Raw genomic sequence first — 26,619 nt, 5'->3', positions numbered from 1 at the left:
TTATTGTGAGATATCAGACGCCCTATTCTACCTTTATTGTCCCTTAATTCCCTAACAGCTTTTTTGAAACCCCCTATGGTAAAATTCCCTATGATCGAAGAGATAGGCACCGTACTAAGCGTTGAAGGCCTGCACGCCCGTGTCTCTGTTCCAAAAAAAAGTTCCTGTCAGGGCTGCTCCTCAGGCACCTGCGTGGCAGGCGATCAGTCAATGGAGATCGAGGCAATTAATAAGGCAGGGGCAGTTGTTGGCCAGCAGGTAAAGGTCCTGGTCCATACCTCTGCATATATGAAGGGCTCCATGGTCATTTACGGCTTCCCGGCATTGATGCTCGTAATCGGTGCAGTCATCGGCAAAGAAGTCATGCCCCGCTTTTTCTCGTCTGCAGATGCGGACTCCCTCTCTGCAATTTTCGGATTCAGTTTCCTGGTCGCATCGTTTATTTTTATAAAGATCTGGTCGGCTGCCCAGCCCGGAAAGACTGCAACATCACCGGTAATTGAAGAGATATTGAAAGAGCATACGTCGGACTGATCAACGATAAGCATTTCAGTTATAACGCTATTTTACGAGGGGGTTTTATGGCTAACTTTGAAGTTGGAAACATCAGGAATGTCGCTCTCATCGCCCATAGCGGGGCAGGAAAAACGTCTCTCGCCGAGGCAATGCTCTTCAGCTCAGGAATGACTGACAGGCTCGGCAATGTTCAGGACGGCACAACCGTTACAGACTTTGAGCCCGAAGAGATCGAACGGAAGATCAGCATCACGTCAGCTCTCGCCTTCTGCAACTGGAACAGATATCGGATAAATATTGTTGACACTCCCGGCTTCATCAACTTCATCGAGGACACCAAAGGCTGCCTCAGGGTCGTTGACGGCGCGGTCATCCTGGTAAGCGCCATCTCCGGCGTAAAGGCAGAGACCGAGCGGGTCTGGAAATATGCCTGCGAATATGAGATTCCAAGGATCGTCTTTATCAACAAGATGGACAAGGACACGGCCAATTTCGAGCGCGCCCTTGACGAAGTGCAAAAATCCTTTGAGACAGAGCCGATCCCCCTCCAGATACCGATCGGCGCCGGCGATACATTCACCGGTATTATCGACCTTGTAAAGATGAAGGCCTTCATACTGAGCGGCGGCAAGATCACCGAGCAGGATATCCCGGCAGAACTCGGGGATGAGGCCGATAAATACCGGAAGAAACTGGTCGAAAAGATTGCGGAGTCAGACGACGCCCTGCTCGAAAAGTATCTTGAAGGAACAGAACCGACCGAAGCAGAGATACTGAGCGGCATCAAGGAAGGCTCCCTCTCCAGAAAGTATATCCCCGTCTCCTGCGGAGCTGCCACGAAAAATATCGGGACATCAAACCTGCTCGACACAATCGCTCTCTGTCTGCCCTCACCGATCGAGATGGCAACGATTGCGCCAGTAAGCGGAAAAAATCCGAAAGACGGCGGACTGATCTTCAGAAAACCTTCTGAAACTGAGCCTATGTCTGCGTTTATTTTTAAGACCATCGCAGATCCCTATGCGGGTAAGCTCTCCCTCTTCAGGGTCTATTCAGGCACGCTTAAGGCAGACTCCGCGGTTTATAATGCTACGGCTGACACCAAAGAGAGGATAGGCCAGGTATTCTATCTTCAGGGCAAGAAGCATGTGCCTGTCCAGACGCTCGGCGCAGGAGAAATAGCGGTCGTGGCAAAACTGAAGGAAACCAATACCGGCGACACTCTCTGCGATGAGGCAAAGCCTATCATTTTGGAAAAGGTGACGTTTGCCAATCCGATCATCTCCTATGCCATAGCGCCAAAATCAAAGGGCGATGAAGAGAAGGTGAGCGTTGCACTCCATAAAGTCCTCGAAGAAGACCCGACACTCAGGTTCAGCAGGGACGAGGAATCAAAGGAGATGCTCATCTCCGGCATGGGACAGGTGCATATCCAGGTTATGCTCGATCGTCTCAAGAGAAGGTTCGGCGTTGAGATCGAAATGAAAACGCCGAAGATCCCCTATCGTGAATCGATCCACGGTTCTGCCAAGGTTCAGGGCAAGTATAAGAAACAGTCGGGCGGGAAAGGTCAATACGGGGATTGCCACATCGCGGTTGAGCCCCTTCCACGCGGCGCAGGCTTTGAGTTTATCGACAAGATCGTCGGCGGCTCCATCCCGCGACAGTACATCCCTGCGGTTGAGAAGGGCATTATTGATGCAATGCATGAAGGCGCTATTGCAGGTTATCAGATCGTCGACCTTCGCGTCACGCTCCTTGACGGATCATACCATACGGTTGACTCCTCTGAAATGGCGTTCAAGATCGCGGGCTCCATGGCGATCAAGAAGGCTGTACAGGAAGCAAAGCCCGTACTCCTTGAACCGCTTATGAAGACCGAAATAACCATACCTGAAGAATCATTAGGCGCGATCATTGGCGATCTGAATTCAAAAAGAGGCAAAGTGCAGGGAGTCGAGCCGCAGGCGGGCGGCAATCAGAAGATCAATGCCCTGGTGCCGATGGCCGAGATGCTCACCTATGCAAATCAGCTCCACGGCCTGACCTCAGGAAGAGGCCTTTACTCCATGGAGTTCTCTCATTATGAGGAGGTGCCCTCCCATCTGGCACAGAAGATTGTTGCCGAGCGACAGGCTCACAAACAGGAGAAGCATGTCTGACAGAATTTCTCTTTCATTGCTTTGCCTGCTTCTTGCTCTTGCAGCGGTAATGCCTGCATCAGCGCAAAAAGCGCCTCAGGCTCCTAAGCCTGAGGCAGCTCCATCCTCTCAGGAAGATCAGGAGCCACAGCCCGAACCGCCAAAGAGCGTTCTCAAGGTGGAGATCAAAGATGATCGGCTCAGTCTGGAGCTCGAAAATGTGGACTTCGGCGCCGCTATCAAGGCAATTGGCGACAAGGCAGGATTCAAGATAGACGGAAGAGGAGAGGTCTTAAGCCGGAAGTTAAACACCAAGTTTACGGATATGGAAATCGAGCGGGGCGTGCTCAGGCTTTTCACGCTCGTAAAAGAAAACAACTATATGCTGCACTATGATACCAGGGGCATGATCAGTAAAGTCGAAATTTTCGGTATAGAACAAGGGAAAGCTCCCGGTGTCGCGACCAGTTCCAAACAGCCATTACGCCCCGCGCCGGCATTGCGCCAGCCTGCAGAGTCAGCGCCGATTCAGAGGCCGGTGACGGTAGCACCCGTGCCCCGGAGACGAATCGTTCCTGCGCTTCCCGAAAGGAGACCGGTTATTTCGCGGCCAGTCACACCATCGCAGCCTACGGCCCAGCCGTCTGCCGCTCCAAAGACGCAGGCTGCGGATGAGAGCAATGGGGATGAGGAACCTGTGGCCGAGATACCCTATGTTACACCTCAGCCGAGACTGGCTCCGGCCCCTGTCAGATGAGTTCAGTACACACTCCGCCATTTGAATTTCGCCGATCCTTTCCGCTATGATAGACCGGATGAAGGCCCTTATCCTAAGCGGCGGCAAAGGTACGCGACTCAGACCACTCACCTATTCAGGCGCTAAACAGCTCGTCCCGGTAGCCAACAGACCGATCCTCTTTTACTGCATCGACAATATCGTCAATGCCGGCATCCGGGACATCGGTATCGTCATATCTCCTGAGACCGGCGAAGAGATCAGGGAAACGGTCGGCAATGGCAAGACCTGGGGCGCCAGGATAACCTTCATACCCCAGGATAAACCGGCGGGACTTGCTCATGCAGTAAAGATCTCCAGAAGTTTTCTGAAGAACTCCTCCTTTGTCATGTATCTGGGCGACAACCTCATTGGCACGGACATCAGAAAGTTTGTGCTGGACTTTGAAAAAAAACAGTCAGACGCTCTCATCCTTCTGAAGGAAGTTGACAATCCAAAACAGTTCGGCGTCGCTGAAGTTTCGAAAAACGGGACTATTCTGCGGCTTATAGAAAAACCTGAGCATCCTCCGTCGAACCTTGCGCTTGTCGGGGTCTATCTATTCTCTTCAAAAATCCACAAAGCTATCGACCGTATCAAGCCGTCAATGCGCGGTGAACTCGAGATCACCGATGCGATCCAGGAGCTTATCTCCATGGGTCATCGGGTGAAGAGTTTTACCCTGAAAGACTGGTGGCTCGATACAGGCAAAAAAGATGACCTGCTCACCGCAAATGCGATTGTTCTCGATGAGTGGGGACGCAAACAAATTGAGGGGACGATTGACAAGGCGTCGAAGATCCTGGGCCGGGTCTCGCTCGGCAGAAATTCATGTATCAGGGCAAGCACGGTACGGGGACCTGTAATTGTCGGCGACAACACCGTAGTGGAGAATTCATTTATCGGGCCGCATACCAGCATCGGTGATAATGCCAGGATTATCAACTCCTCGATCGAGCATTCGGTCATCCTGAGCGGCAGCGAGATTATCGATGTAGAGAGAATGGAAGAAAGCCTGATCGGCAGGCGCGTCAGGGTCTTCAAAAACCACCGCCACAAAGCACTCCGCCTCATGCTGGGCGACGACTCGACCGTCGAAGTCTGACGACCGCAGCAATGATTCGCCGGAGCATCTTAACGCGGGCGAATTACATCTCCAGCAGACGTTTCTTGATATCCAGTGCAGCGATAGCGCCCTCGCCTGCCGCAATCACAACCTGATCATGTCCGCAGAGCGGGCCGACAATATAGAGGCCAGGCAGGGATGACTCGAAGTCCCGGTTGACCTGATAGGTCCGGTTGTCAGACTCTTTTTTCAGTTTAAGTCCATCAAGGAACTTGTCGTTGAGCTTGAATCCGAAATGAGACATCACCATCTCGCAGGGGATGATCGTGCCGTCCTCCATCTCAAGAGATTCGACCGCAGTTTCGCCATGGAACCTCTTCGGTCTGCCCACTACAAGACGTATGCCCTCATCCCTCAACTCCTCCTTGTAGTCCTCCGGCAGCTTGTCCGTGCAGAGCACAAGGGTCATGTCCCTCGAATACATCTCTCTCATGCCGATGGCGAGGTTCGCGGACTTTATGGAGTTGCCGATTATCAGCGACTTCTTCCCGGTAAAGTGGTAGCCGTCGCAGTCTATACAGGTAACGACCGTCTTGGCGAAAAACTTGTAGATGTTTTCGATATCGGGGATGTTTTCCCTGCCGCCTGTTGATACGATAACAAACCGACCGATAAAGGTTTTTTCGCCGGTAGAGACCTCGAAAACACCCCTGTTTTTCCGGACATCCGTCACCTCACTTTTCATGACCTCGACGCCAAAGCTCTCTGCCTGCTCTATGCCGATTCTGATGATTTCCTGCCCTGAGATGCTTCTATGTGCAAGGTAGTTCTCAATGGATTTTGCATGAGTTGTTCGGCCTGCGCCCCTGTCTATGAGGAGAACCGGGCGATTAAAACGGCCGAGATAGACCGCAGCCTGCAAACCTCCCGGCCCTGCGCCCATGATAATGCAGTCGTATATTTTTTGTTCGTCCATCGAATCCCCCCTACACATTCCGCGACGGGCAGAGGTCAGCCAACACGCAGTTTTCATGCATGGGCTTGCGCGCCTGGCATACTTTTCTGCCGTGATCGATCAGCATATGCGTGAGATCACCCCAGTCCGCCTTAGGCGTTATGACCATCAGGTCCTTCTCGATCTTTACCGGATCTTCGTGCTTTGTGAGGCCAAGCCTGCCCGCAAGCCGTTTTACATGCGTATCGACCGCAATGCCCTCAGTTATGCCATAGGCATTATAGAGAACGATATTGGCAGTCTTTCGGGCAACGCCGGGCAACAGAATCAGTTCTTCCATGGTCTTTGGCACCCTGCCCTGAAACTGGTCTATGAGCATTCTTGCTGTTTTCTGGATATTTTTCGCCTTGTTGTTATAGAAGTTCACCGAGCTGACATCTTTTCTGAACTGTTCAGGGTCAGCCCCCGCAAAATCACCGATCGTCTTATAGTTTTGAAAAAGGCCCCTGGTCAACTTGTTGACCTGAATATCGGTCGATTGCGCAGAGAGTATCGTCGCAACAAGAAGCTGAAAGGGATTTTCGAAATTCAGGGCACACCTCAAAACAGGATATTGCTTCCTGAGCCTTTTTATCACTGTCTGCATCTTTTTCTTCCCGTTCATGCAACCCCCTCGAAACGCTTTGGTTTTCATTATATCAGACGTCCGCCATCCCACGAAAATTGACAAGCCTCACTAATCTGCTATGATGAAATTATATCTTACATGCTGTTCGACAAGAGGAGGAATCATGAAAAAAGGCAAACCCGCAGAAATGTCAGGCAAACTCGTAAAGGTGCTGAGGGAATGGCAGAAGCTCGAAGACGAAACCATTAAGCATGCCGAATCCGCTACAAAGAAGAGCAAAAATAAGCTGGTAAAGATGACCATGGAAATGATAAAGCACGATTCTCAGAAACACCGGGCTATGCAGCAGATGCTCATCGACAGCCTGACCAAAGAAGCCTTTATTTTGAGTCCGGAGGATCTTGCGTCGCTTTCCGAGGGGCTGAACAAACACCTCGCAGCCGAGGCAAAATCCCTCGAGCTTGCTGATGAGGCTCTCCAGAACAGCGAACTGTTCGTTACCCGCTATATTCTTTCCTATCTCATTGCTGACGAACAGAAGCATCATTCCCTGTTAAGCAAGCTCAATGAGCTGAAGCGGGCAACGGTATTCGTCACATAGGATATAGAAGTGGGAACATTCTTCAGAAGCCATGTGGCAAGAGGCATGAACGGATCGATGGAAGTTATCGTATAATCCTCAACGTAAGGAGAGCAACCATGAACGGCCTCAAGATCAGTGCTGCATGTTTATGTGTCCTTGCCGCATTCGCCCCCGCATTCGCCATACACGACACAGTCCCGGCAGAAACACAGCTCACCCTTCCCGGAACTGACGCTGCGCAGTTGTATGTATACATAACCAGGAGCAGGCCGTATACGCTCTGGGACTTATGGCCGGGCAAGGGAAAGATGTATCTCGGTACGCAACCCCACGGCGATTTCCTTACAACATACGTCAATGACACCGCCATGTTCGGCATAAGGGAGAAGAAAGGGGTCATGCCCGAAGGCACTATTATCGCAAAAGAGAATTACGATAAGGACAAAAAGTTCAATGCTCTGTCCGTCATGTACAAAGTCAAGGGCTACAACCCTGCGGCTGCCGACTGGTTTTGGGCAAAATACGACAAAGACGGCAAGGTGCTCGCCTCAGGAAGGGCAGAAGGGTGCATCAAATGCCATGAAAAACAGAAAAACAATGACTACACCTTCACAGGCCAGTCAAAGAAATAGGATTGATGATCTATGTCATAGTGAAACATCGTGATTCGTATTACACTATTGAATAAGTGCGCAGATACTATTGATGATTATCTCAAGGAGGAACCATGTTAGAGAAAGTTCAGGCAGCATTAGACGAGATCAGACCCATGCTTCAGAGAGACGGCGGGGACGCCCAGCTTGTGGAGGTAACCCCTGAAGGCGTCGTCAAGCTTAAGCTTGTCGGTGCGTGCGGGCATTGCCCCATGTCTCAGATGACGCTCAAGATGGGCATCGAAAAGAGGCTGAAGGAGAAAATACCGGAGATTAAAGAGGTCATTTCAGCATAGGACAGTCACATCTATCGCGATAGAAGGAGGATCAGATGATCAAGGTCAAGACCTTTGGCATGGAACTGAAACCACTCGAGGCCATGCACGAACTTTCGGAACTCGATGAAATGGTGAACACCTTCATCGCCACGAACAAGATCAAGGATGTTATCTCGGTCTCTGATTCACCCACAACCGATGACAAGGGGGAGACAATAGGCCTGATTCGTGTTCTTTGCTACGAAATCCTATGAAGCTTTTTTCATGGAGAGAATATAGGGAAGGAAAGAGTTCAGTTCCAGATAAAATAGTGATGCCCCCGGAGTCCGAGCCCTTTGGACCTGCACTGAGATAGGCATAAAATGAAAAAGGCTCCCCATAAAACAGGGAGCCTTTTTCGATTAATTACTGCTTGACTACGTTGACTGCCTTAGGACCTTTCGGGCCTTTTTCAGTATCAAAGCTAACTTTGTCACCTTCAGCAAGAGTTTTGAACCCATTGCCCTGAATGGAAGTGTGGTGAACAAAAAGTTCACTGCCGTCTTCGCCCGTAATGAAGCCAAAACCCTTACTCTCGTTGAACCATTTCACTGTTCCTTGTGCCATTTCCTTTACCTCCTTATCTCTTAAACTGGAATGTTAGAAGACTAAAACGGAAAAAAGACCACAAAGTCAAAAGTCTTTGTGATCTTTGTAAACGCAAAAACTTCTAAAATTCTGCTGAACAATAACATGTCCTGATAAGTTCGTCAAGGAAGAAAAGCCAAAACAGAAAAATATTTTAGCCGCCTGAACGTTTCGGCCGGTATCCCAACTTCCCGAGGGCTGCCATTACCGTTCCGCAATGGTCACCCTGGATCTCAAGATTCTGGTCCTTTACCGTACCGCCCGTGCCGATTGCAGTCTTCAGCTGTTTTAGCAAAGCCTCCTTTTCCTGCTGCGGCATTTTGATCCCCTCGATGACCGTAACCGATTTACCGCCCCTGCCCTTGCGGTCAAGCCGGACAAGCACCTTTTGCTGACTGTTTCGCAGGTCAGCAGACTGACCTTTTGCCGCAGGCGCTTCCTTCCTCGGAATCATTTTTTCTGTCGAATATACCAATCTCGTATTTCCCGATGACATGATGTTCATTGTAACATGACAGACGCTTTTCCTTGACAGGCGCTGTCTTGAGCTGTTAACCTTATGCATTACACTACTGCAGTAACCGGTTGAAAACTACGTCATTGTAAACCCTCATACACCTGGCCTTTTCCCCCGAAACGCAGAAAAAAGGAGTCTTATGAAATTTCAAGCATTCAATCTTCACACACAGGTTGCGGCCGGTATCACCGCTGCAGGCTATGTGACGCCTACGCCTATCCAGGTGCAGGCCATTCCCCCGGTCCTTGAAGGACACGACGTCATGGGCCTTGCCCAGACCGGCACCGGCAAAACCGCGGCCTTTGTCCTGCCTATCCTCCACCGTTTAATGCAGGGAGAACGCAGGCATATCAGAGCGCTCATCGTAGCGCCGACACGCGAACTGGCAGAACAGATCCACGAGACCATCAATAACCTCGGGCTCCAGACCCGACTCAGGAGCGTAACCATATACGGCGGTGTGGGCTTCAATCCCCAGGTCGAGAAATTGAGACGCGGAGCAGAGATCATTGTTGCCTGCCCGGGCCGCCTGCTCGACCATCTCGAACAGCGCACGATCAACCTTTCCCAGGTGGAAGTGCTTGTTCTTGATGAGGCAGACCGCATGTTTGATATGGGTTTTCTGCCTGACATCAGAAAGATCATTAAACATATACCGGCAAAACGTCAGACGCTGCTCTTCTCTGCAACGATGCCTGACGATATCAGACGGCTGGCGCACGACATCCTCCATGCACCGGTCACCGTGCAGGTCGATCACACTGCACCCGCAAATACGGTAAGTCATGCACTCTACCCGGTTGACCAGCATCTCAAGACAGCCCTGCTCCTTGAACTGCTGAAGCATACCGATACGGAGTCAGTCCTTATCTTCACGCGCACAAAACACCGCGCAAAACGCGTTGGGCAGCAGCTCGAAAGGGCAGGCTATCGTGCAACATCACTGCAGGGCAACCTTTCCCAGAACAGGCGGCAGGAAGCGCTGGACGGATTCCGAAACGGTAAATTTCAGATCCTCGTTGCGACCGATATCGCAGCACGCGGGATAGACGTTTCATCCATCTCCCATGTCATCAACTACGATATGCCGGATACGGCAGATGCCTATACACACAGAATCGGCAGGACAGGCCGTGCGGCAAAGACCGGTGATTCTTTCACCTTTGTCACCCGCGAAGATGAAGAGACGGTCCGCAGTATCGAACGCGTCCTCGGGAAAAAAGTAAAGCGCTGCATTCAGGAAGGGTTTGATTACAAAGCACCTGCGCCTGCGCGTGATGCAGAATTTGCCCGGCCGCCTCGTGAGCCGCAGCGCAGATGGAAAACCAATAGCTCAGACACGAAAAAGCCGGCCAGGAATTATGCGTCGAAAGAGGGAAGAACAGACGGCCCGAAAACAGCGCACAGGGGCGCAGAGGCCCGTCAGACACCAGCTTCCACCACAAACAGATACCGTCCTCAGAGGCCTTCAACGAACCGCTGAGACGTTCATAGAGGCAATAGGTCTGACCGCGCCTAAATTGGTGGCGGTCAGCCCCTGCCCTCTTTTAGGCCCGGGATGCCGGTATTGATCTCGGAACTGAAATGGAATTCGATATCAGGGTAATCAGTCCGTATCCGCTGCAGTTCCCAATCTGATTCCGAGAAAAAGACCGGATTACCGTATTTATCTTCACCGAGCTTGGAGGAACGGTATTCGCAGAATTTTTCGAGCTTCTTCGGGTCATGAGAGGTTATCCAGCAGGCCTTGCTGAAGTTAAGAGGGCTGAAACGGCAGGATGCGCCGTATTCATGCAGCAGCCGATATTGGATAACATCGAACTGCAGTTCCCCGACCGTGCCGACTATCCTTCTTTTCCCCTGCTGCTGGATAAAAAGCTGCGCAACGCCTTCATCCGTAAGCTGGAGCAGGCCCTTTTCAAGTTGCTTGGACCTCATGGGGTCCGTATTAATGACCTCTTTGAATACTTCCGGCGAAAAGCTCGGGATCCCCTGGAACATGATCTTTTCGCCCTCAGTAAGCGTATCGCCGATCTTGAAGTTGCCGGTGTCATAAAGACCGATCACATCGCCGGGATACGCCTCTTCGATGATGCTCTTTTCCTGCGCTAAAAAACTTGCAGGGCTCCTGAACTTCAAGTCCTTTCCCAGCCTGACATGATGAAAGAACTTATTTCTTTCGAATTTTCCGGAGCATATTCGCAAAAAGGCGATCCTGTCCCTATGCTTGGGGTCGAGGTTCGCATGTATTTTAAATACGAAGCCGCTGAAGCTCTTTTCATCAGGATGGATTATGCGGGTGTCGGCAATCCTGCTCCGGGGCGGTGGAGCGATATCGGTAAACGTGGTAAGCAGTTCCTTTACGCCAAAATTATTGACCGCACTCCCGAAAAAAACCGGCGCAAGATCGGCATCAAGGTACCGCTGCCGCTCAAAAGGCTCATAGACCCCTTCGATAAGCGCGATATCTTCCCGAAGCTGAAATGCAAATTCGCCCAGCCGCTCGTCAAGCAGCCGCTCGTCAAGCAGCCGGTCGGAAATCGTATCAACAGCCAAAACATCTTCCGCAATGGATGCGCCTCCGGGACGAAAGAGATTGAGGCTTTTATTGTATATATTATAGACCCCTTTGAAGGAAGAGCCCATGCTGATCGGCCAGCTCAGAGGCCGGACCTTGATACAGAGTTTGTCCTCGATCTCATCCAAAAGCTCAAAGGGCCGCTTGCCCTCACGGTCGAGTTTATTGATAAAGACGATTACCGGCGTTTTTCTCATCCTGCAGACTTCCATCAATTTTTCGGTCTGCTCTTCCACGCCTTTTACGCAATCCACCACAATGATGACACTGTCAACCGCAGTAAGCGTGCGATACACATCCTCTGCAAAATCCTTGTGGCCAGGCGTATCGAGAAGATTGATCTTCTTACCGTTATACTCGAAGTTCATTACCGAGGTGGCCACCGAGATGCCCCTCTGCTTTTCGATCTCCATGAAGTCAGAGGCAGTGCTTTTTTTGATCTTGTTCGACTTTACCGCACCTGCCGTCTGAATAGCGCCTCCAAAAAGGAGCAGCTTTTCAGTAAGAGTCGTCTTGCCGGCATCAGGATGGCTGATGATCGCAAACGTTCTTCTTCTCTTTATTTCTTCAGTGTACATCGGACAATACCTCGTTAACAGAAATACTTCGCAGCACAGCTTAATAGTATACTCAACCTATCATACATCAGGCAAATTCATATATACTTTACATGGTATGGAAGAGCTCAAAACATATTCATCCTATGCTGTTTTTCAGGAACTCAACCGCAGGGAGTTCAGAAAAATGCTCGCTCTTTTCCCTGATGAACTGCGTCACTATGTCATTGCCTCTGCAGGGATCATAGGTGCGGAAAATGCAAAGAGGGTCGCTGAAACCCCTGAAGCGGTGGTCAAAGACGGCGCGGATTTTGCCGCACAGATGCTGGCCATAGTCAATCCGGGACAGGACGAAGCATTCCGGAGAGTGCTGGAGACCTACCTTGTCTATACGATGAAAGGCGAGCTGAGGTACTGCTGCTCCAACTGCTCTAATTTTAATATATGCATTGATCTGGCGAATCTGGCTCTGTCAGTGGGTCATCTCTTCAAAAAGCAGTCTGAAGGGCAGGACTCGGATGAGCTGAAGAGGGAAATAGCCCTGCAGCTTGACTCCGCATTTCAGAGAACGCCCTATCTGGAGACAGACAAGGCCCAGCTCCTCTGTAAAGAGTTCCGGCATCAATACACCGCCTCATCCATAGGTGACGTATTCAACCGTTATGCTGATATCGCAGCTGAGCTTCAGCATTCTTTTGGGTTGGATTACCGAAAAATCCAGCAGGAGATAATAGCGCTCAATATGGAATTCTATGCAAAGAGCGAAGAATAACACTGCGGTCTCGGCATATATAACCCCTGAGGGGCATAAGCGCTTTCATGATGAACTGTCCTTTCTCTGGAAGATCAAGCGGCCGCAGGTCACCCAGGCGGTTGCTGAGGCTGCCGCCATGGGGGACCGTTCCGAAAATGCAGAATACATCTATGGCAAAAGACAGTTGCGGCAGATCGATTCCCGTATCCGCTTTCTGAAGAAAAGGCTCGAAAAACTGGTAGTGGTAGACAGGCAGCCGGCTGACATGTCAAAAGTCTACTTCGGTGCCTGGGTTGAGCTGGAGGATACTGAGGGGAACGCTTACCAATACCGCATTGTCGGCCCTGACGAGATCGATGCGGAAAAGAATTTCATCAGCGTCGATGCGCCCATGGCAAAGGCGCTCCTGCGCAGATCAGAAGGAGATGAAGTGACAGTCATCAGGCCCAGTGGAACAATGGTCTTTGTGGTTACATCCATCCGCTATTAGAAGCCCTCTTGAAAATGAGCTAAGCTGAAAAAAGTGTACACCAAAGTCGGGTAAAATGACCGCATGAATGATTTGGTGTCCACTATTGACGGCCGAGGTCAATGTTGCAACAATAAAATGTGTGATAATAATTACTGCAATCATATATGCCACTTGCGGCGTTACATTTCTTGCGGTACTCGATAAAATAATAGGACCATGGCAGCAAACACGCCTGTGACTGGAAAGTCATAGCTGCCGGAATAATATTTTGTTAATATAGAAGCAGGGAAAGACCAGGGGGTGCTCGGATGGGTAGCATAGAAGAAATTGAGAAGGAAGTTCAGGAATTAAAACCAAATGAACTTCAGGCTTTTCGGAAATGGTTCTGGGATTTTGATGCAGAGGTATGGGACCACGAGTTCGAGAAAGATGCTCTGTCTGGAAAACTGGACTCACTGGCGGAGGCAGCACTCAAATCGTTTAAGACTGGTCATTGCTCAGAAATTTGAAGCATTTTGCCTCACCGGAGTTTTGGGAATTATACAGGTCACTTCCGCAGACTATTCAAGACCTTGCAGACAGAAGTTATGCGTTGTTAAAGAATGATCCTCGTCATCCCTCGTTACATCTGAAAAAAACTGTTCTTTTCACGGCGATATTTTTATGTGTGACTGCAACACCTACCAAGGCAATGATCGAAAGTGATAGAGCTGTCGCAGTTGTCTTCGCAACAGTCCACGTTGAAAAATGCAAAGCAGACCAACCATCCATGCAAACTGAGATAGACGCAGCTTTTTCGTTATGGAAGCAACGAAATCAAAAGCATATTGCTGCGGCAGAGAGTCGAGCCGATTTCAAAGATATTGAAATTCAGATTCGCGCACTATTCAACAATAAAGGTTCATTGCCTGTGTCAGACTGTCAATTGCTGATTCAGCGCGCAAAGTCGCCCGAGAGTGACATTGATACCAAACGATGATCAACTTGATGTCAACCTTGAAATGGCCCGACCCGGCAGTCAAGAGGGACTGCGCAATAGCGCGCAGCCCCCTCACTTCTACGTTAGGCACAAACATCCTAGAATGGAGGGTAAATTGATCTGGCGGATAATATATCGGAAGAGATGATTGGGCCTCTTCCTTCATGGTCACCTGATATCTCCTGTCTACGTGAAATCGAGCGGAAAGTAGTTCACTGCGATACAACAGCTTTAATTAAGCAGTGTTGGCGGGAGCGGCTTTCTGAAGCATGCATGAAGCAGGTTGAGGCCGGTGCTGAATCGCGGGCCGACGCTGCATGCAAACAAGAACTGCAACAAGCAGCAGGTCCATGCGGTAAGGCTGCGAGACTGAGCGGTAAACGGTGTCTACAAGAACGCCTAAGCCCAAAATGCAAGGAGCAAGCAAATAGTGCAGAGCAAGGTTTACAAGATGCTTTCAGGACATGCCAGGAAGCACAGAATAGAGTACAACAACTCTGTGGCGCTGACTTGCAGAAGGGGCAGCAGTGTTACCTGCAACATCAAGCAGAGTTAAGCGCGGCGTGCCGTGAGAAGTTCGATGTCCGTCGGTGATACATATAAACTGTACCTAATCGGGTAAGGGACGGTAGTTAACCGTCCCTCCCCACACCGCCCACCATGCGGGCCTCCTCCAACTAGCTGTTGCCATATATAACGTTATCCGTTATAATCTATCGTAGTGATGAATTCAACCGATGGGGACACCTGGTGATAAAATCGTTTCGCAGCAAGGGCACAGAGGACATCTTTGACAGAAGAAACACCAAAGAAGCGAGAGAAACCTGTCCGCAGCAAATCTGGCGTATAGCACAGCGCAAGCTTGATCAGCTAAATGGAGTTGTTTTCCTGAAATCCTTGAAAATTCCACCGGGGAATTTACTGGAAGCACTTAAGCATAATCGAAAGGGTCAACATAGCATACGAATTAACGATCAGTTACGCGTTTGTTTTGTGTGGACAGATGACGGCGCAGAAAACGTGGAAATCACCGATTACCACTGACGAGTGAAGGAGAAAGAAGATGGTACGTATACCTAAATATGGTCCGCCGACGCACCCCGGCGAAATGCTGTTGGAGGAGTTTCTCAAGCCTCTGCAAATAACACAGAGCGAGTTGGCGGAAAAGCTCGGAGTTTCATACCCTCGCGTTAATGAACTGATTCATGCTAAGCGGGGGATCACCCCTGACACAGCACTTCGTCTGGAGAAACTATTTGGCATGGAGGCGCAGTTTTGGCTTAATTTGCAGCTGGCTTGGGATTTATATCATGTAGCCCACTCATCAACTGCAAAAGAGATAAAGAAGATAAAAAGATTACCTGCCTTAGCTCACATCTAAGCCGTCTCTACCCATGGAATGCCTATGGTGCCTATGGGGTCATTTGCAGAAAGGGGTGCCCGCGGGAACACATGGCACATGGTTTCAAATGGGCGGGTTTTACAATCGGACGCGCAAGCGGCCAGGGTGCTGAACTCATCGTCAGCCAATCATAAACTGGGGGTATAGCATGAGCAGTTTACCAACATGTCCTAAATGCAATTCGGTATACACATACGAAGACGGGCCGTTGTATGTCTGTCCGGAATGCAGCCACGAATGGTCAAAAGAAGCAATTGCAGAGAGTAGCGATGACAAATTCGTTGTCCGTGATGCCTTTGGAAATCTCCTTCAGGACGGTGACTCTGTTACCATGATCAAAGACCTGAAGGTAAAGGGGGCTTTGTCGGCGCTGAAAGTCGGAACCAAAATAAGAAACATCCGTCTTGTGGAAGGCGATCATAATATCGACTGCAAGATCGATGGGTTTGGAGCAATGATGTTGAAGTCGGAGTTTGTAAAGAAGACATAGGTTGCAGGGTGGACAATTTGTTTGTGCACAAAATATATTAAGACAGGTGAAAATATGACAGATACAGAACAATTAGATCAAACATATCACTATATAATGAAAACCTTCATAGATCGAGGCAATGCGCCCCATTATACAGAAATAGCCAAAGAGTTTGACGTAAAGCCGGATGAAGGCAGAAAATTGCTTCTTGATTTGATGAATACAGGAATGGCAATGTGGCTCTACCCCGGCACTGACCTGATTGCTTCATTTGCTCCATTTAACAATCAGCCGACGCAGTATCGCCTTACCGTGGACGGACAACAAAAATGGTTTGCACAATGAGGGTTTGAAGCCCTGGCGGTCTGCTGGGTATTTCCCGGAAAAACAGTGCAGATTGATGCGCCCTGCCTGGATTGCGGCGAGTCCATGCAAATTGTTCTGCGCGACGGCGTGATAGAAACCGAAACCCCTGTCAACATCCATGGATACATTGATATTCCCTTGAGCCAATGGGCAAAAAACTGGCCTTTCACATGAAGTCGCATCCATCTCTTCCGGTCGGAAGATCATGTAAAAAACTGGTCAGGCTTTCGTGCAGGAACCGAAGAGGCAATTCTTCCCCTCTCGGCCGTCATGGCCATTATGAGCACACCCCGTCACAGTGCTAAAATGAGTGGTCATTACGTCTCTTCTGCCGCGGAATATGCGCCATTATTTTTTCAGAGATTAAAAGAAGTAACGCTCAATTCAGATTTCTGGAATCCTAAAATATAGGTCTGTCTCTGCTGCAGAACGGATTAAGATAAATAACCTGTTCGCATAAGGAATTAACATGATCATAAGGGATGAAACAAGTTCAGATATTGAAGCAATAGCGAAAGTGACCATTGCCGCCTTCAGGAATCTTGCAATCAGCAATCATACAGAACAGTTCATAATTAATGCCTTACGTGATGCCAATGCACTGACAATTTCACTGGTCGCGGAGATTGATGGACAGGTGGTTGGCCATATTGCTTTTTCACCCGTAACAATATCTGACGGGGCAATAGGCTGGTATGGCCTCGGCCCGGTTTCTGTATCGCCGGAGTATCAAAATAAAGGAATCGGCAAATCACTTATCCGTGAAGGCTTGTCTTTACTTAAAAAGTTGGGCGGCCAGGGTTGCGTTCTTGTGGGTCATCCGAACTATTATAAGCGGTTAGGTTTCCGGAACTTCCCGGAATTGGTATACGAGGGAGTCCCTCAAGAAGTTTTCTTTGCATTGCCCTTTACCGAAAAGGTTCCAAAAGGCATCGTTGTTTTTCATAAAGGGTTCCAGGCAACGGGCTGACAAGACGATCCAGACTATCGCTTCCTCACATTGTTTTTTCGTTGGAGATATGAAACATCAAAGCATATATTCAAGATACGGAAGATGATAAAATAACTCTTACGTATGACGATGTATCTCCAGACAGTCAGTCAGCAAAAAGCTGGCGTCGCGAAGATATCTTCATGCAAAATTCTTGGCAGGATGGTAAGGGAGGCAACTATGGACGTTCGGAGCATGAATGGCAATCCGGGTATCTGGGAAAAATTGTCGTGGGCAGATCTGAGCAGCAAAGAAAAGGAACTCTGGACCCTTCTGGGCTGGCAACAGGCTAAATGGGACAGAAACGAAGCGCCTACAAGTGCAGATAAAGCCTGGAAAGACTTGAGTTCTCAGGAACAGAGAGCCGCGATGGACCTTGGCTTTACCGAGGATATCTGGAATAATTTTGAGGATGAATAGCGGATCGTTATGAACAGGCCAACAGTCATGAAAATATTTCGTTTCCTGGTGGTACCGGCTTTATTGATCGGTATTGGCTGGCAGGCAAACAATTTGATTACTCCACGCTTCAGCACTACAAAAGAAAGACTTGTAAGACTGCATGGTTTTAAATTCATTAGCCCGTTGACTGATGTTGAACTTCCTGAAGGATATGATGTCAGGCGTCAACCGATCCCGTTCAAAGGCAAGATTGCAAATTATGCTGAACAGCAGATCGCTTCAGGGCAAGTCCGGGAGCTGTCTGTTTATTTTCGTGATTTATCAGAAGGTCCATGGTTTGGTATCAATGAAAATGTCAAATATAACCCGGCCAGCATGATGAAATTACCCATTATGCTGGCTTGGCTCAAACGGGCAGAGAAAGACCCTGCTGTTCTTGAGAGCAGACTAACTTTTGATGAAAAGATGTATGCCGGCCCGCCTCAGGGAATTAAACCGGCAAAGACACTCGAAGCTGGCGTCAGGTATACGGTTGAAGACCTTCTCCGTTACATGATGTATTACTCCGACAACAGAGCATTATGGTTGCTGCATCGCAGTGTGACGCCTGAGGAATATGACTTTATTCTTGACAACATGGACGTGGCAAACGAGAAAGACTCTGAGGGGCAAGATGTAATTACCGTCCATACGTATTCCGGTTTTTTGCGTATCCTCTATAACGCATCTTTTCTGAGCAGGGAAATGTCAGAAAAAGCATTGCAACTGATGAGTTTTCAGGACTTCCCCAAAGGAATTGCGGCAGGACTTCCTGAAGGGACCAGACTGGCATCAAAATTTGGTGAATTTTCTGACTCAAAAAATCCAGGGGTTCTCCAACTCCACGAATTCGGAATCGTGTATCACCCGAAAGGGCCATATATACTCGGCATCCTGACTCGCGGTTATAATATGGAAAAGCAGGCTGCTATTATCAAGACTGTTTCAAAAATGGTCTATGAATCCGTTGACACACAGATTAACAATAAAGGGGCTCTATAGAGACCAGCCATTTATTGCTTCAACCCCGCGGCTTAAATGTCTTGCAGCGGTGGTCGGTCAGAATATCGGGGAAAAGCAGATTGCAGCAGATATGGATATTCCCCGGATGACAAAGACGGCCCCCTCTCAGAGGTGGCTAAGAATTGTCCTTCGGGGATTTTTTGTACCGTATGGCAGCTTCATAGACAATGCTCGCATGACCAGGCTCGATCATATCAATCTTGCCGCCGCAGGTAATGGTACCCTTCCCTTCCTTCTTCTTCGATTTGACCATACCGGCAACCACAGAGGTCAGATCAAATCCGCCTCCGCTGCAGCCTTTGATCATGCAGTCCATCTTGAAATAGGCAAAAGAGGTAGGAAAGATATTAAGCGTACGCACCATTAGCAGAGGAATTGCAGCTTTGCGATAGTAGGTCATATGAATTACCATGCCGGTTACTGCGGGAAACCGCTCTGAAACCAAACCAGCAGCAATATTATTCTGCTTTTTTAATTCCATCTTTGCGGCATAATCATTGAACCACTTTACTGTTCCATTAGCCATTTGTTATACCTCCTTTTTTTAAACTCAAATCTCAGAAGGTCGCAGCAAAAAAAAAGCCACAAAGTCAAAAAGTCTTTGTGGTTTAATAAACGGCAAAAACTTCAGAAATTCTGTTATTACAGTAACACACCTGCATACCATTAGTAAAGGACATTCTGCTTCGTCAGGCACCGGCACTATCGTCAGTCAGACGCGCTGTTCCGCTATAATACATGAATAAGAAGATCCCTATGAGGTGAAATTGTGGCAATCGTAAGTATACAGGATGTACGGGTCGCCTTTGGCGGCCCTGAACTCATCGATGGCGTTACCCTTCAGATCGAACGCGGAGAACGGGTATGTCTGGTCGGCAGAAACGGTGCGGGGAAATCGACGCTGCTGAAGATCATCGGCAATGAGATGACCCCTGACAGCGGAGAGGTCATCAGGCAACAGGGCGTTCGGATAACATCGCTCGACCAGGAAGTCCCGCAGCATCTCTCAGGGACCGTCTTCGACGTTGTCTCTGAGGGCCTCGGCAGTATGGTCGGACTGCTTTCTCAATACCACGCGGTCAGCAGCCGCCTCAGTCACGGTCACGATACCACAGACCTGATCGCTGAGCTCGAACGCATACAGCATCAGATAGAGTCATCAGGCGGGTGGCAGATGCAGCAGAGGGTAGATACGGTCCTATCGCGCCTCGGACTGGACCCTGATGCCTCGGTGGCAGATCTTTCCGGCGGGTATAAGAGAAAGGTCCTTCTTGCACAGGCGCTGGTGAATGAGCCCGATCTTCTGCTGCTGGACGAGCCGACCAACCACCTCGATATCGAATCGATCAGCTGGCTCGAAGAGTTTCTTCTTGGGTTTAAGGGGGCCATTCTCTTTATAACGCATGACCGCAGATTTCTGCAGACCTTGGCCACACGCATCATCGAGCTGGACCGCGGCCGGCTGACTGATTGGCCGGGCGATTATCAAACCTATCTCGAAAGAAGACGGGCAGAACTCGATGCCGAAGCGACCCACAGTGCACTCTTCGACAAAAAACTCAGCCAGGAAGAAGCCTGGATACGTCAGGGGATCAAGGCGCGCCGCACACGCAACGAAGGACGTGTCAGGGCATTAAAGGAACTCAGGAAACAGCGCCAAGCCAGGCGGGAACTGACCGGCAGCGCCAGCATGAAACTGAACGAGGCTGAACGGTCAGGCAGGCAGGTCATCGAGGCAAAAAAGATAACCCATGCCTATGAGGGCCGGGCACTGATCCGCGATTTTTCAACAACAATTCTGCGAGGGGATAAGATCGGCATCATCGGTCCAAACGGTGCAGGCAAAACCACACTGCTCAAGATCCTGCTCGGCTCTTTAGAACCCCTTAACGGCTCTGTGCGCACAGGGACCAATCTTCAGATCGCCTATTTCGATCAGCATCGTCTCCAGCTCGATAACACTAAATCCGTCATCGAAAATGTCGGCGATGGGTTCGAACATGTGACGGTCAACGGAATGTCGCGCCACATCATAGGGTATCTGGAAGATTTCCTCTTTCCCCCGGAGCGTGCGCGCTCGCCGGTAAAAGTACTCTCAGGAGGGGAGAGGAACCGCGCCCTTTTGGCCAAACTCTTTACCAAACCATCGAATCTGCTCGTTATGGACGAGCCGACCAATGATCTTGACATGGATACGCTGGACCTTCTTGAGGAAATGCTGGTGGAATACGAGGGAACGGTCCTCATCGTAAGCCATGACCGGGAATTTCTGAATAATGTGGTGACCAGCACTATCGTCTTTGAAGGCGATGGGATTGTCGCAGAATACGTCGGAGGATATGATGACTGGCTGCGCCAACGCAAAACGGTTTTGCCGGAGCAGGCAGATAAATCCGCGAGGCAGGATAAGGCAGCCGGAGCAGGAAAACCCCGGCCCCGTATGGAGCGGCAGCGCACCCTGACCTTCAGGGAGAAGAAGGACCTTGAGGAATTGCCCGGCAGGATAGAATCTCTGGAAAAGGAGCGCGACATGATCTATGCGTCGCTTGCTGATCCTGACTTCTACCGGCAGGACGGCGCCACAATAGCTGCGGCCAAAGCGCGTATAGAGGAGCTTGAGAAAGATATCACGGCAGCGTATGAACAATGGGCTGTTTTGGAAGCGATTCAACAGGAAGCATCATAACAAGGCGGAATAGTCTTATGAAGAACTGGAAAGAGAATGTCTCCTTCGTGCTTGTCGAGACGATGGAGAGCGGAAATATCGGTGCTTCTGCCCGTGCCCTGAAAAATCTGGGGTTCTCACGACTCGAACTGATCAGGCCGGGGAAATTCCCTTCTGAAGAAGCCGGCTGGTTTGCCCACGGAGCAGAAGACATCCTCGCCCGCGCTAAAGTCCATTCCGAGCTGGCAACTGCCTTATGTGAAAAATCCGTAGTCATCGGCACTACGCGAAGACCCGGAAAGAAACGCGGCCTGGTATATCCTGTTCGCGATGCGGCGTCAAAAATCAGGAGTCTTTCTAAACATAACCGCATTGCGCTGCTCTTCGGAAGAGAAGACAGGGGGCTCACCAACGAAGAAAGCTCGGCATGCTCCTTCATGATCAGAATCCCTTCCTCCCCTGAACATCCTTCTTTCAATCTCGCCCAGGCGGTTCTTCTCATTGCCTATGAACTTTCCAGCGGAGACCACTCAATGGCACCCGCACCTGCCGTCATCAGCAGCGAAAAGTTCGGCGGTCTTTTTGAAAGGCTCCGAAAGATCATGAAATTGGCGGGGTATAAGGCCAAGGGCATCCGATATGGAGAGGAATATATTATGACGAACCTGAAGCGGCTCATGGCCAGAACCGGGATTACCGAGCGGGAGGCGCGCATGCTGCATGGCATTATCTCGCAGATAGAAGAAGGCCTCATAAAGGACGGCCACGGATAAAGATGCGCAATCTGTTTGACATGTGACATTTGAAACAATACACTTTAACGAAGACGGAATGATTTTTCTCTGAATTCCAATCCATGAGGTAACCATGATCAATACTCAGAAAGAGCGCAGGCTGCCCCTGATACAGGAGGCGGACCTCAACGGAAAGATCGTTCTGGTCCGCTTCGATCATAACGTAGTTAAAAACGGCGAGATACGCGACCCCTTCAGAATCGACAGGACGATCGGCACCCTGTTTCATATCGTAGAGCGGGGAGGCAGGCCAATTATGATGACCCATGTCGGAAGGCCGCGGGACAAAAAATCAGGGGCCATCGTCTGCAGGCCTGAGGAATCCGTAGAACCGATTGTGCAGTATCTTGAGCAGAAACTGCATACGAAGATCCACATTCCCAGAATTTCTGCTGATCCTGAGAAAGGGATTACCGGCATCGACACATCGATCAATCTTGCGATCAGGGAACTGAAGGAAAGAAGACTCGGCGGTATCTATCTGCCGAATACGCGCTGGTTCCAGGGCGAAGAGGCCAAGGGAGGAGCAGCAGAGACTTTTGCACTTCAGCTTGCCGGTCTTGCCGATATTTATGTAAACGACGCCTTCGGATCGTGGCAGCCGCACGCATCGACCTATACGATCACCAACCATCTCCCCTCCTATGCCGGTTTTCTGATGCAGCAGGAGATCCTGAATCTTGACAGGGTTCTCTCCCCGGAAAGGCCGTTCCTTGCGGTTGTGGCAGGGTCAAAATACGATACAAAGATCGGGCCGCTCTCTGCCATTTATGAAAAGGTTGACCATCTCATCCTCGGAGGCGTCATCTATAACACCTATCTCTGCGCAAAGTATGGGGTAAAAATAAAAGGTGTACTTGATGAGGACATCGCACTCGCAAAGGAACTGGTTGAAAAAGATAAGGTCAGAAAAAAGATCGTGGAACTCCCTCACCTCGTCGAGTCTGACATCCTCGAATCTCGCACAGAGGGCAGATACCGGACCATATCGATAAAGGACTTCAGCGCCGGCGATTCATTCGGATATATTCTCGATATCGATCCCGCATCATTTGAAGACCCTGCTGCCGCTTCGGTTATCGCTTCAGCCAGGACGATCTTCGTCAATGCGGTCATGGGCTTTACTCCCCATTTCTCTGCAGGCTCACAGGCCCTTGATCAGACCATAGACAGAAACAGTTCAGCCCTGAAGATGTATGGCGGCGGCGATACGCTTCAGGAATTCAAGGACCTCTGTCCGGGGCTTTACCTCTCTGTTATGGATAATGCAAACTACTATTTCTTTACCGGCGGAGGGACTGTGCTTACCGCTATAGAGCAGGGCAGTCCTTACGGGCTCAAACCGGTTCAGGCACTCATAGACAGGAGTCAGAGATAATGACCGGCCCACTGAAGAAATACGAATATATAAACGACTATCTCTATTTTGTTGTCCGCCAGGCACCGGAACGCGGCAGCAATGCCTGGGTCTATTGCTCAGGAGTCAACATAACGCGTTTTTCAACGCTTACACGTGGCCGCCACGGGCTTAGCTCCAATCCTGTAATCCGCGGCCTGCAGCTCCTCAAACACAATGTCAGCCGCCTGGCCATATCCCATGGCGCACGGCCCAGATTAATCCGTGGCAGGGACTGCTCCGGCATCGCTCCCACGCAGGAAGCCTGGTATTCGGAGATTCTGCTTGTTGAAGATGCTCCTGCCTCCCTGCCAGCCGGCATAATCGCTCTCTGCACCGAGGATCTCTTTGAAAAGATCATCGTTTCCTGCTGCCCTGAAATGAAACATCCCGGCAGACCGCTTGCGCCTGAAGAACTGCAGACCTTTATAGCCGGACTCTCACCGAGGGCCTGAGCATAACAGACGTACTTTTCGTATAATAATCCGGATATGACACCAGAACTTGAAATTGAGCTGAGGCTTGTCAGTCTTAGAAAAAGGATTGCAGAGGCCGGACTTGACGGCGCGCTCTTTCATTATGCAGTCGATGTCTTCTATTTTTCCGGAACACGGCAGAACAGCGTCCTCTGGATTCCGGTCGAAGGTGATCCTGTCCTGCTCGTCAGAAAAAGTTACAGCAGGGCAGTCCGGGAAAGTGCTGTCAGGGATGTCCGGCCCTTCCCCTCCAGCCGCGATCTGCCTGATGTCTTCGGCAGCAGCGTAAAGACCATAGGGCTCACCTATGACGTCCTGCCTATGCAGCACTTCAATTTTTACCGAAATCTGCTCGACAATTGCGAATTTCGCGCCATCTCGCCGATCAACCGCGACCTGCGCTCAATAAAATCCGCATGGGAACTGGATCAGATGCGGATAAGCGGTCAGCTGCTTGCCGAGGCATTCAGCACCATTCCCGAATTCCTTAAGCCCGGCATCAGGGAGATTGACCTTGCTGCGGAGTTTGAATACCGCCTCCGGAAACAGGGCATCGGAGGCTATCTTCGTATACGTGGCTTTAATCAGGAGATTACGGGCATTGCGGTCAGCGGTGAGAATGCTGCGGTAAGCGGCTGCTTTGACGGCCCGATCACCGGCAGGGGCCACTGGACGGCAGCGCCGTATGGTCCCTCGACTGACCCGATCAGGGCAGACCTTCCGATTGTGGTGGATTACGGGGGCTTTTATAACGGGTATATCGTTGATATGACCCGCATCTTCTGCTTTGGCAGGCTCGATCGGACGCTTGAAAACGCCTTTTCCATCTCGCTCGAAATTCAGGCATGGATCAAAGAGCGGCTTCTGCCTGGCCAGATAGGTGAAGAGCTATTCTCCGGTGCTGCAAACATGGCGGCTGATGCAGGACTGGCAGAGCATTTCATGGGCCATCCCGGTGAACTGGCAAAGTTTGTCGGACATGGCGTTGGTCTCGAACTGGACGAACTGCCTGTTCTTGCGCCCAAGTTCAGGGCGCCGCTTCTATCAGGTCAGACCATCGCCGTTGAACCGAAATTTCTCTTTCCGGGAAAAGGGGCTGTCGGCATAGAAAATACCTTTGCAATAAGGGAAGGGAGCTGCGAAAACCTGACAGGACTGTCAGACAAGATTGTGTATCTCTGAAATATATTGAGCAGGCAGGCCCATTCGACAGGCCTGCAGAGCCGGCAAAGGGTTCTAATCCTTTATATCAGGTTCGAAGAAGATCCACCGTATCTGGGGGAACGCGCCCCTCAGGGCCGACTCCACCCTGTTAATATCCTCGATCATCTGTAAGGCCGTGCCCATCTCCTTCATCTTTACTTTTGCCGAAACCATCAGTTCCACGCCGAGTTGCAGCGTGATAAGGCTGTATACTTCTCCGACCTCAGGCCTCTTCGACAAAAACTCCCGCAGGGCGGCAACGGTCTCAGGATCGGCGCTCTCACCGATCAACAGGCTCTTTACCTCAATGCCGACAGCTACGGCCACAAGGATAAGGACTGCGCCGATCGCAACCGTGCCGATGGCATCAAAGAGCGGGTTGGCGGTAACGATTGTAGCAAGGACTGCCATCAGCGCAAAGAAGAGGCCGAAAAGAGCGGCAATATCCTCTCCTGTGACAACGATCAACTCACTTTGACGGCTGCTTCTGAACCAGTTCAGGAATGACCGGTTGCCCTGAACCTTTCGCACCTCCACAAGCGCGCCCTTCAGCGACCCCATCTCAAGGCCGATCGAGACGACAAGGACCGCCACTGCAATCCAGGGAGATTCGGGCATTTCCGGATGGAGCATCTTGTGAATACCCTCATAGATGGAGAAGATGCCTCCCATGCTGAAGAGCATAACGGCAACGATAAAAGACCAGAAGTAGATCGCTTTGCCGTAGCCGAGGGGGTGGTCTTCATTACAGGGCCGCTTGGCCCGTTTAAGACCGACAAGAAGCAGTATCTGGTTGGCACAGTCCGCAAAGGAATGCACAGCCTCTGCCAGCATCGCCCCGGAGCCCGTATGCCACGCAGCAGCACCCTTTGCCAAAGCAATGCCCCCGTTTGCGCCCAGGGCATACATAATCGCCTTTATTGAACCGTTGGAATGTGACATAACGATGCGATCAGGACATCTGTTCCGAGGTAAAATCAGCCATCCTGCACCAAAAGAGGTCTATTAACGGGCCTTGAAGATGATCGCCTCGATCCTGTCGATGCGGATGATCGCGTCATAAAAGTCACGGCCCGAAAGTTTGGCAAGCTGCACCGCCTGATCGCCAACCTTGACAACCGTACCTTCAATCGCGTCACCCGTCGTAATCCTGACAGAAACCCGCTTCCCGACATTTGCAAGCAGGTTCTCCCTGATGCCGACCAAGGCATTGAAAGCGGCTCCTTCTTCGGCTGCAGTTGCAATCTGCGCTGCACTAATAAGAGCAGCCATAACTACTGCGATCATGATCAGTTTCTTAAGGTTCATGCT

Annotated in this window: 33 protein-coding genes; 25 read left to right on the top strand and 8 right to left on the bottom strand. The window is 50.3% G+C overall.

Going from position 1 to position 26,619, the window contains the following annotated elements; genetic code table 11:
- Positions 1-75: 75 nt before the first annotated feature.
- The 4 genes from HZB31_05350 to HZB31_05335 are packed head-to-tail and all read left to right on the top strand — an operon-like array spanning position 76 to position 4,537.
- The gene (locus HZB31_05350) at positions 76-534 is read left to right on the top strand and encodes a SoxR reducing system RseC family protein (GenBank protein ID MBI5847366.1); all 459 of its coding nucleotides are present in this window, start codon (positions 76-78) and stop codon (positions 532-534) included.
- A 47-nt stretch (positions 535-581) separates the two neighbouring features.
- Entirely contained in the window at positions 582-2,678 is a 2,097-nt protein-coding gene (gene fusA / locus HZB31_05345; GenBank protein ID MBI5847365.1) for an elongation factor G, read from the top strand.
- The gene (locus HZB31_05340; protein MBI5847364.1) at positions 2,671-3,414 is read left to right on the top strand and encodes a hypothetical protein; all 744 of its coding nucleotides are present in this window, start codon (positions 2,671-2,673) and stop codon (positions 3,412-3,414) included. Before fusA ends, HZB31_05340 begins: the two co-directional genes overlap by 8 nt.
- Positions 3,415-3,472: 58 nt before the next feature.
- Positions 3,473-4,537, top strand: a complete 1,065-nt coding sequence (locus HZB31_05335; GenBank protein ID MBI5847363.1) for a glucose-1-phosphate thymidylyltransferase — start codon at positions 3,473-3,475, stop codon at positions 4,535-4,537.
- Positions 4,538-4,580: 43 nt separating this feature from the next.
- On the opposite strand, the gene HZB31_05330 is transcribed toward HZB31_05335, so the two are convergent.
- Together HZB31_05330 and nth are read right to left on the bottom strand one after the other, a co-directional pair.
- Complete coding sequence (locus HZB31_05330; GenBank protein MBI5847362.1) at positions 4,581-5,474, bottom strand: NAD(P)/FAD-dependent oxidoreductase; 894 nt, start codon at positions 5,472-5,474, stop codon at positions 4,581-4,583.
- A 10-nt stretch (positions 5,475-5,484) separates the two neighbouring features.
- Positions 5,485-6,117 carry an endonuclease III gene (gene nth / locus HZB31_05325; GenBank protein MBI5847361.1) on the bottom strand — a complete coding sequence of 211 codons (633 nt, stop codon included), beginning with the start codon at positions 6,115-6,117 and terminating at the stop codon, positions 5,485-5,487.
- A gap of 127 nt (positions 6,118-6,244) precedes the next feature.
- Here nth and HZB31_05320 point away from each other — a divergent pair, with 127 nt between their 5' ends.
- The 4 genes from HZB31_05320 to HZB31_05305 all read left to right on the top strand — a co-directional run bounded on the left by HZB31_05320 (position 6,245) and on the right by HZB31_05305 (position 7,849).
- Positions 6,245-6,682: a hypothetical protein gene (locus HZB31_05320; GenBank protein MBI5847360.1), complete on the top strand. Its 438-nt coding sequence runs from the start codon at positions 6,245-6,247 to the stop codon at positions 6,680-6,682.
- Between the two features lie 98 nt (positions 6,683-6,780).
- Positions 6,781-7,296 (top strand): cytochrome P460 family protein, encoded by a 516-nt coding sequence (locus tag HZB31_05315; protein ID MBI5847359.1) that lies wholly within the window; start codon positions 6,781-6,783, stop codon positions 7,294-7,296.
- A gap of 95 nt (positions 7,297-7,391) precedes the next feature.
- Positions 7,392-7,613: a NifU family protein gene (locus HZB31_05310; GenBank protein ID MBI5847358.1), complete on the top strand. Its 222-nt coding sequence runs from the start codon at positions 7,392-7,394 to the stop codon at positions 7,611-7,613.
- 35 nt (positions 7,614-7,648) lie between these two features.
- A complete protein-coding gene (locus HZB31_05305; protein ID MBI5847357.1) occupies positions 7,649-7,849 on the top strand; it encodes a hypothetical protein in 201 nt (66 codons plus the stop codon).
- Positions 7,850-8,000: 151 nt separating this feature from the next.
- Here the strand turns inward: HZB31_05305 and HZB31_05300 are convergent, their stop codons facing one another.
- Together HZB31_05300 and HZB31_05295 are read right to left on the bottom strand one after the other, a co-directional pair.
- A complete protein-coding gene (locus HZB31_05300) occupies positions 8,001-8,201 on the bottom strand; it encodes a cold-shock protein (protein ID MBI5847356.1) in 201 nt (66 codons plus the stop codon).
- Between the two features lie 175 nt (positions 8,202-8,376).
- On the bottom strand, positions 8,377-8,676 hold the full coding sequence (locus tag HZB31_05295; GenBank protein MBI5847355.1) for a translation initiation factor: 300 nt from the start codon (positions 8,674-8,676) through the stop codon (positions 8,377-8,379).
- Between the two features lie 202 nt (positions 8,677-8,878).
- On the opposite strand from HZB31_05295, the gene HZB31_05290 reads away from it, so the two are divergent.
- Entirely contained in the window at positions 8,879-10,222 is a 1,344-nt protein-coding gene (locus HZB31_05290; GenBank protein MBI5847354.1) for a DEAD/DEAH box helicase, read from the top strand.
- 47 nt (positions 10,223-10,269) lie between these two features.
- On the opposite strand, the gene HZB31_05285 is transcribed toward HZB31_05290, so the two are convergent.
- Positions 10,270-11,895, bottom strand: a complete 1,626-nt coding sequence (locus HZB31_05285; GenBank protein ID MBI5847353.1) for a peptide chain release factor 3 — start codon at positions 11,893-11,895, stop codon at positions 10,270-10,272.
- A 97-nt stretch (positions 11,896-11,992) separates the two neighbouring features.
- Here HZB31_05285 and HZB31_05280 point away from each other — a divergent pair, with 97 nt between their 5' ends.
- The 11 genes from HZB31_05280 (at position 11,993) to HZB31_05230 (ending at position 18,753) form a co-directional block, all read left to right on the top strand.
- Positions 11,993-12,646, top strand: a complete 654-nt coding sequence (locus HZB31_05280) for a hypothetical protein (protein MBI5847352.1) — start codon at positions 11,993-11,995, stop codon at positions 12,644-12,646.
- A complete protein-coding gene (gene greB / locus HZB31_05275; protein ID MBI5847351.1) occupies positions 12,627-13,118 on the top strand; it encodes a transcription elongation factor GreB in 492 nt (163 codons plus the stop codon). The genes HZB31_05280 and greB overlap by 20 nt, the downstream gene beginning before the upstream one ends.
- Before the next feature lie 290 nt (positions 13,119-13,408).
- Positions 13,409-13,609, top strand: coding sequence for a hypothetical protein (locus tag HZB31_05270; GenBank protein ID MBI5847350.1), 201 nt, complete (start codon positions 13,409-13,411; stop codon positions 13,607-13,609).
- 83 nt (positions 13,610-13,692) lie between these two features.
- Positions 13,693-14,079: a hypothetical protein gene (locus tag HZB31_05265; GenBank protein MBI5847349.1), complete on the top strand. Its 387-nt coding sequence runs from the start codon at positions 13,693-13,695 to the stop codon at positions 14,077-14,079.
- A 750-nt stretch (positions 14,080-14,829) separates the two neighbouring features.
- Positions 14,830-15,123 (top strand): type II toxin-antitoxin system RelE/ParE family toxin, encoded by a 294-nt coding sequence (locus tag HZB31_05260; protein ID MBI5847348.1) that lies wholly within the window; start codon positions 14,830-14,832, stop codon positions 15,121-15,123.
- A gap of 19 nt (positions 15,124-15,142) precedes the next feature.
- Positions 15,143-15,460: a HigA family addiction module antidote protein gene (locus tag HZB31_05255; protein ID MBI5847347.1), complete on the top strand. Its 318-nt coding sequence runs from the start codon at positions 15,143-15,145 to the stop codon at positions 15,458-15,460.
- A 169-nt stretch (positions 15,461-15,629) separates the two neighbouring features.
- Complete coding sequence (locus tag HZB31_05250) at positions 15,630-15,971, top strand: alkylphosphonate utilization protein (GenBank protein MBI5847346.1); 342 nt, start codon at positions 15,630-15,632, stop codon at positions 15,969-15,971.
- Between the two features lie 54 nt (positions 15,972-16,025).
- Entirely contained in the window at positions 16,026-16,298 is a 273-nt protein-coding gene (locus tag HZB31_05245) for a hypothetical protein (GenBank protein ID MBI5847345.1), read from the top strand.
- Positions 16,299-16,788: 490 nt separating this feature from the next.
- Positions 16,789-17,289 carry an N-acetyltransferase gene (locus tag HZB31_05240; protein ID MBI5847344.1) on the top strand — a complete coding sequence of 167 codons (501 nt, stop codon included), beginning with the start codon at positions 16,789-16,791 and terminating at the stop codon, positions 17,287-17,289.
- A gap of 201 nt (positions 17,290-17,490) precedes the next feature.
- The gene (locus HZB31_05235) at positions 17,491-17,730 is read left to right on the top strand and encodes a hypothetical protein (protein ID MBI5847343.1); all 240 of its coding nucleotides are present in this window, start codon (positions 17,491-17,493) and stop codon (positions 17,728-17,730) included.
- A 27-nt stretch (positions 17,731-17,757) separates the two neighbouring features.
- A complete protein-coding gene (locus tag HZB31_05230) occupies positions 17,758-18,753 on the top strand; it encodes a serine hydrolase (GenBank protein MBI5847342.1) in 996 nt (331 codons plus the stop codon).
- A gap of 136 nt (positions 18,754-18,889) precedes the next feature.
- Here HZB31_05230 and HZB31_05225 read toward each other — a convergent pair whose 3' ends face one another.
- Positions 18,890-19,300 (bottom strand): hypothetical protein, encoded by a 411-nt coding sequence (locus tag HZB31_05225; protein ID MBI5847341.1) that lies wholly within the window; start codon positions 19,298-19,300, stop codon positions 18,890-18,892.
- 243 nt (positions 19,301-19,543) lie between these two features.
- Here HZB31_05225 and HZB31_05220 point away from each other — a divergent pair, with 243 nt between their 5' ends.
- From HZB31_05220 to HZB31_05200, 5 genes are all read left to right on the top strand, one after another.
- Complete coding sequence (locus HZB31_05220; protein ID MBI5847340.1) at positions 19,544-21,460, top strand: ATP-binding cassette domain-containing protein; 1,917 nt, start codon at positions 19,544-19,546, stop codon at positions 21,458-21,460.
- A gap of 17 nt (positions 21,461-21,477) precedes the next feature.
- Positions 21,478-22,212 (top strand): RNA methyltransferase, encoded by a 735-nt coding sequence (locus HZB31_05215; protein MBI5847339.1) that lies wholly within the window; start codon positions 21,478-21,480, stop codon positions 22,210-22,212.
- Between the two features lie 94 nt (positions 22,213-22,306).
- A complete protein-coding gene (locus HZB31_05210; protein ID MBI5847338.1) occupies positions 22,307-23,611 on the top strand; it encodes a phosphoglycerate kinase in 1,305 nt (434 codons plus the stop codon).
- On the top strand, positions 23,611-24,084 hold the full coding sequence (locus tag HZB31_05205) for a hypothetical protein (GenBank protein MBI5847337.1): 474 nt from the start codon (positions 23,611-23,613) through the stop codon (positions 24,082-24,084). Before HZB31_05210 ends, HZB31_05205 begins: the two co-directional genes overlap by 1 nt.
- A gap of 36 nt (positions 24,085-24,120) precedes the next feature.
- The gene (locus HZB31_05200; protein MBI5847336.1) at positions 24,121-25,287 is read left to right on the top strand and encodes an aminopeptidase P family protein; all 1,167 of its coding nucleotides are present in this window, start codon (positions 24,121-24,123) and stop codon (positions 25,285-25,287) included.
- A 54-nt stretch (positions 25,288-25,341) separates the two neighbouring features.
- Here the strand turns inward: HZB31_05200 and HZB31_05195 are convergent, their stop codons facing one another.
- Together HZB31_05195 and HZB31_05190 are read right to left on the bottom strand one after the other, a co-directional pair.
- Positions 25,342-26,250, bottom strand: a complete 909-nt coding sequence (locus HZB31_05195; GenBank protein MBI5847335.1) for a cation transporter — start codon at positions 26,248-26,250, stop codon at positions 25,342-25,344.
- A 63-nt stretch (positions 26,251-26,313) separates the two neighbouring features.
- A complete protein-coding gene (locus tag HZB31_05190; GenBank protein MBI5847334.1) occupies positions 26,314-26,616 on the bottom strand; it encodes a hypothetical protein in 303 nt (100 codons plus the stop codon).
- Positions 26,617-26,619 lie beyond the last annotated feature (3 nt).

The sequence above is a fragment of the Nitrospirota bacterium genome (genome assembly GCA_016235245.1).
In the GTDB taxonomy this organism is placed as follows: domain Bacteria; phylum Nitrospirota; class Thermodesulfovibrionia; order Thermodesulfovibrionales; family UBA6898; genus UBA6898.
Note: the sequence above shows the minus strand (reverse complement) of the source record. Positions and strands in the feature narration are given on the sequence as shown.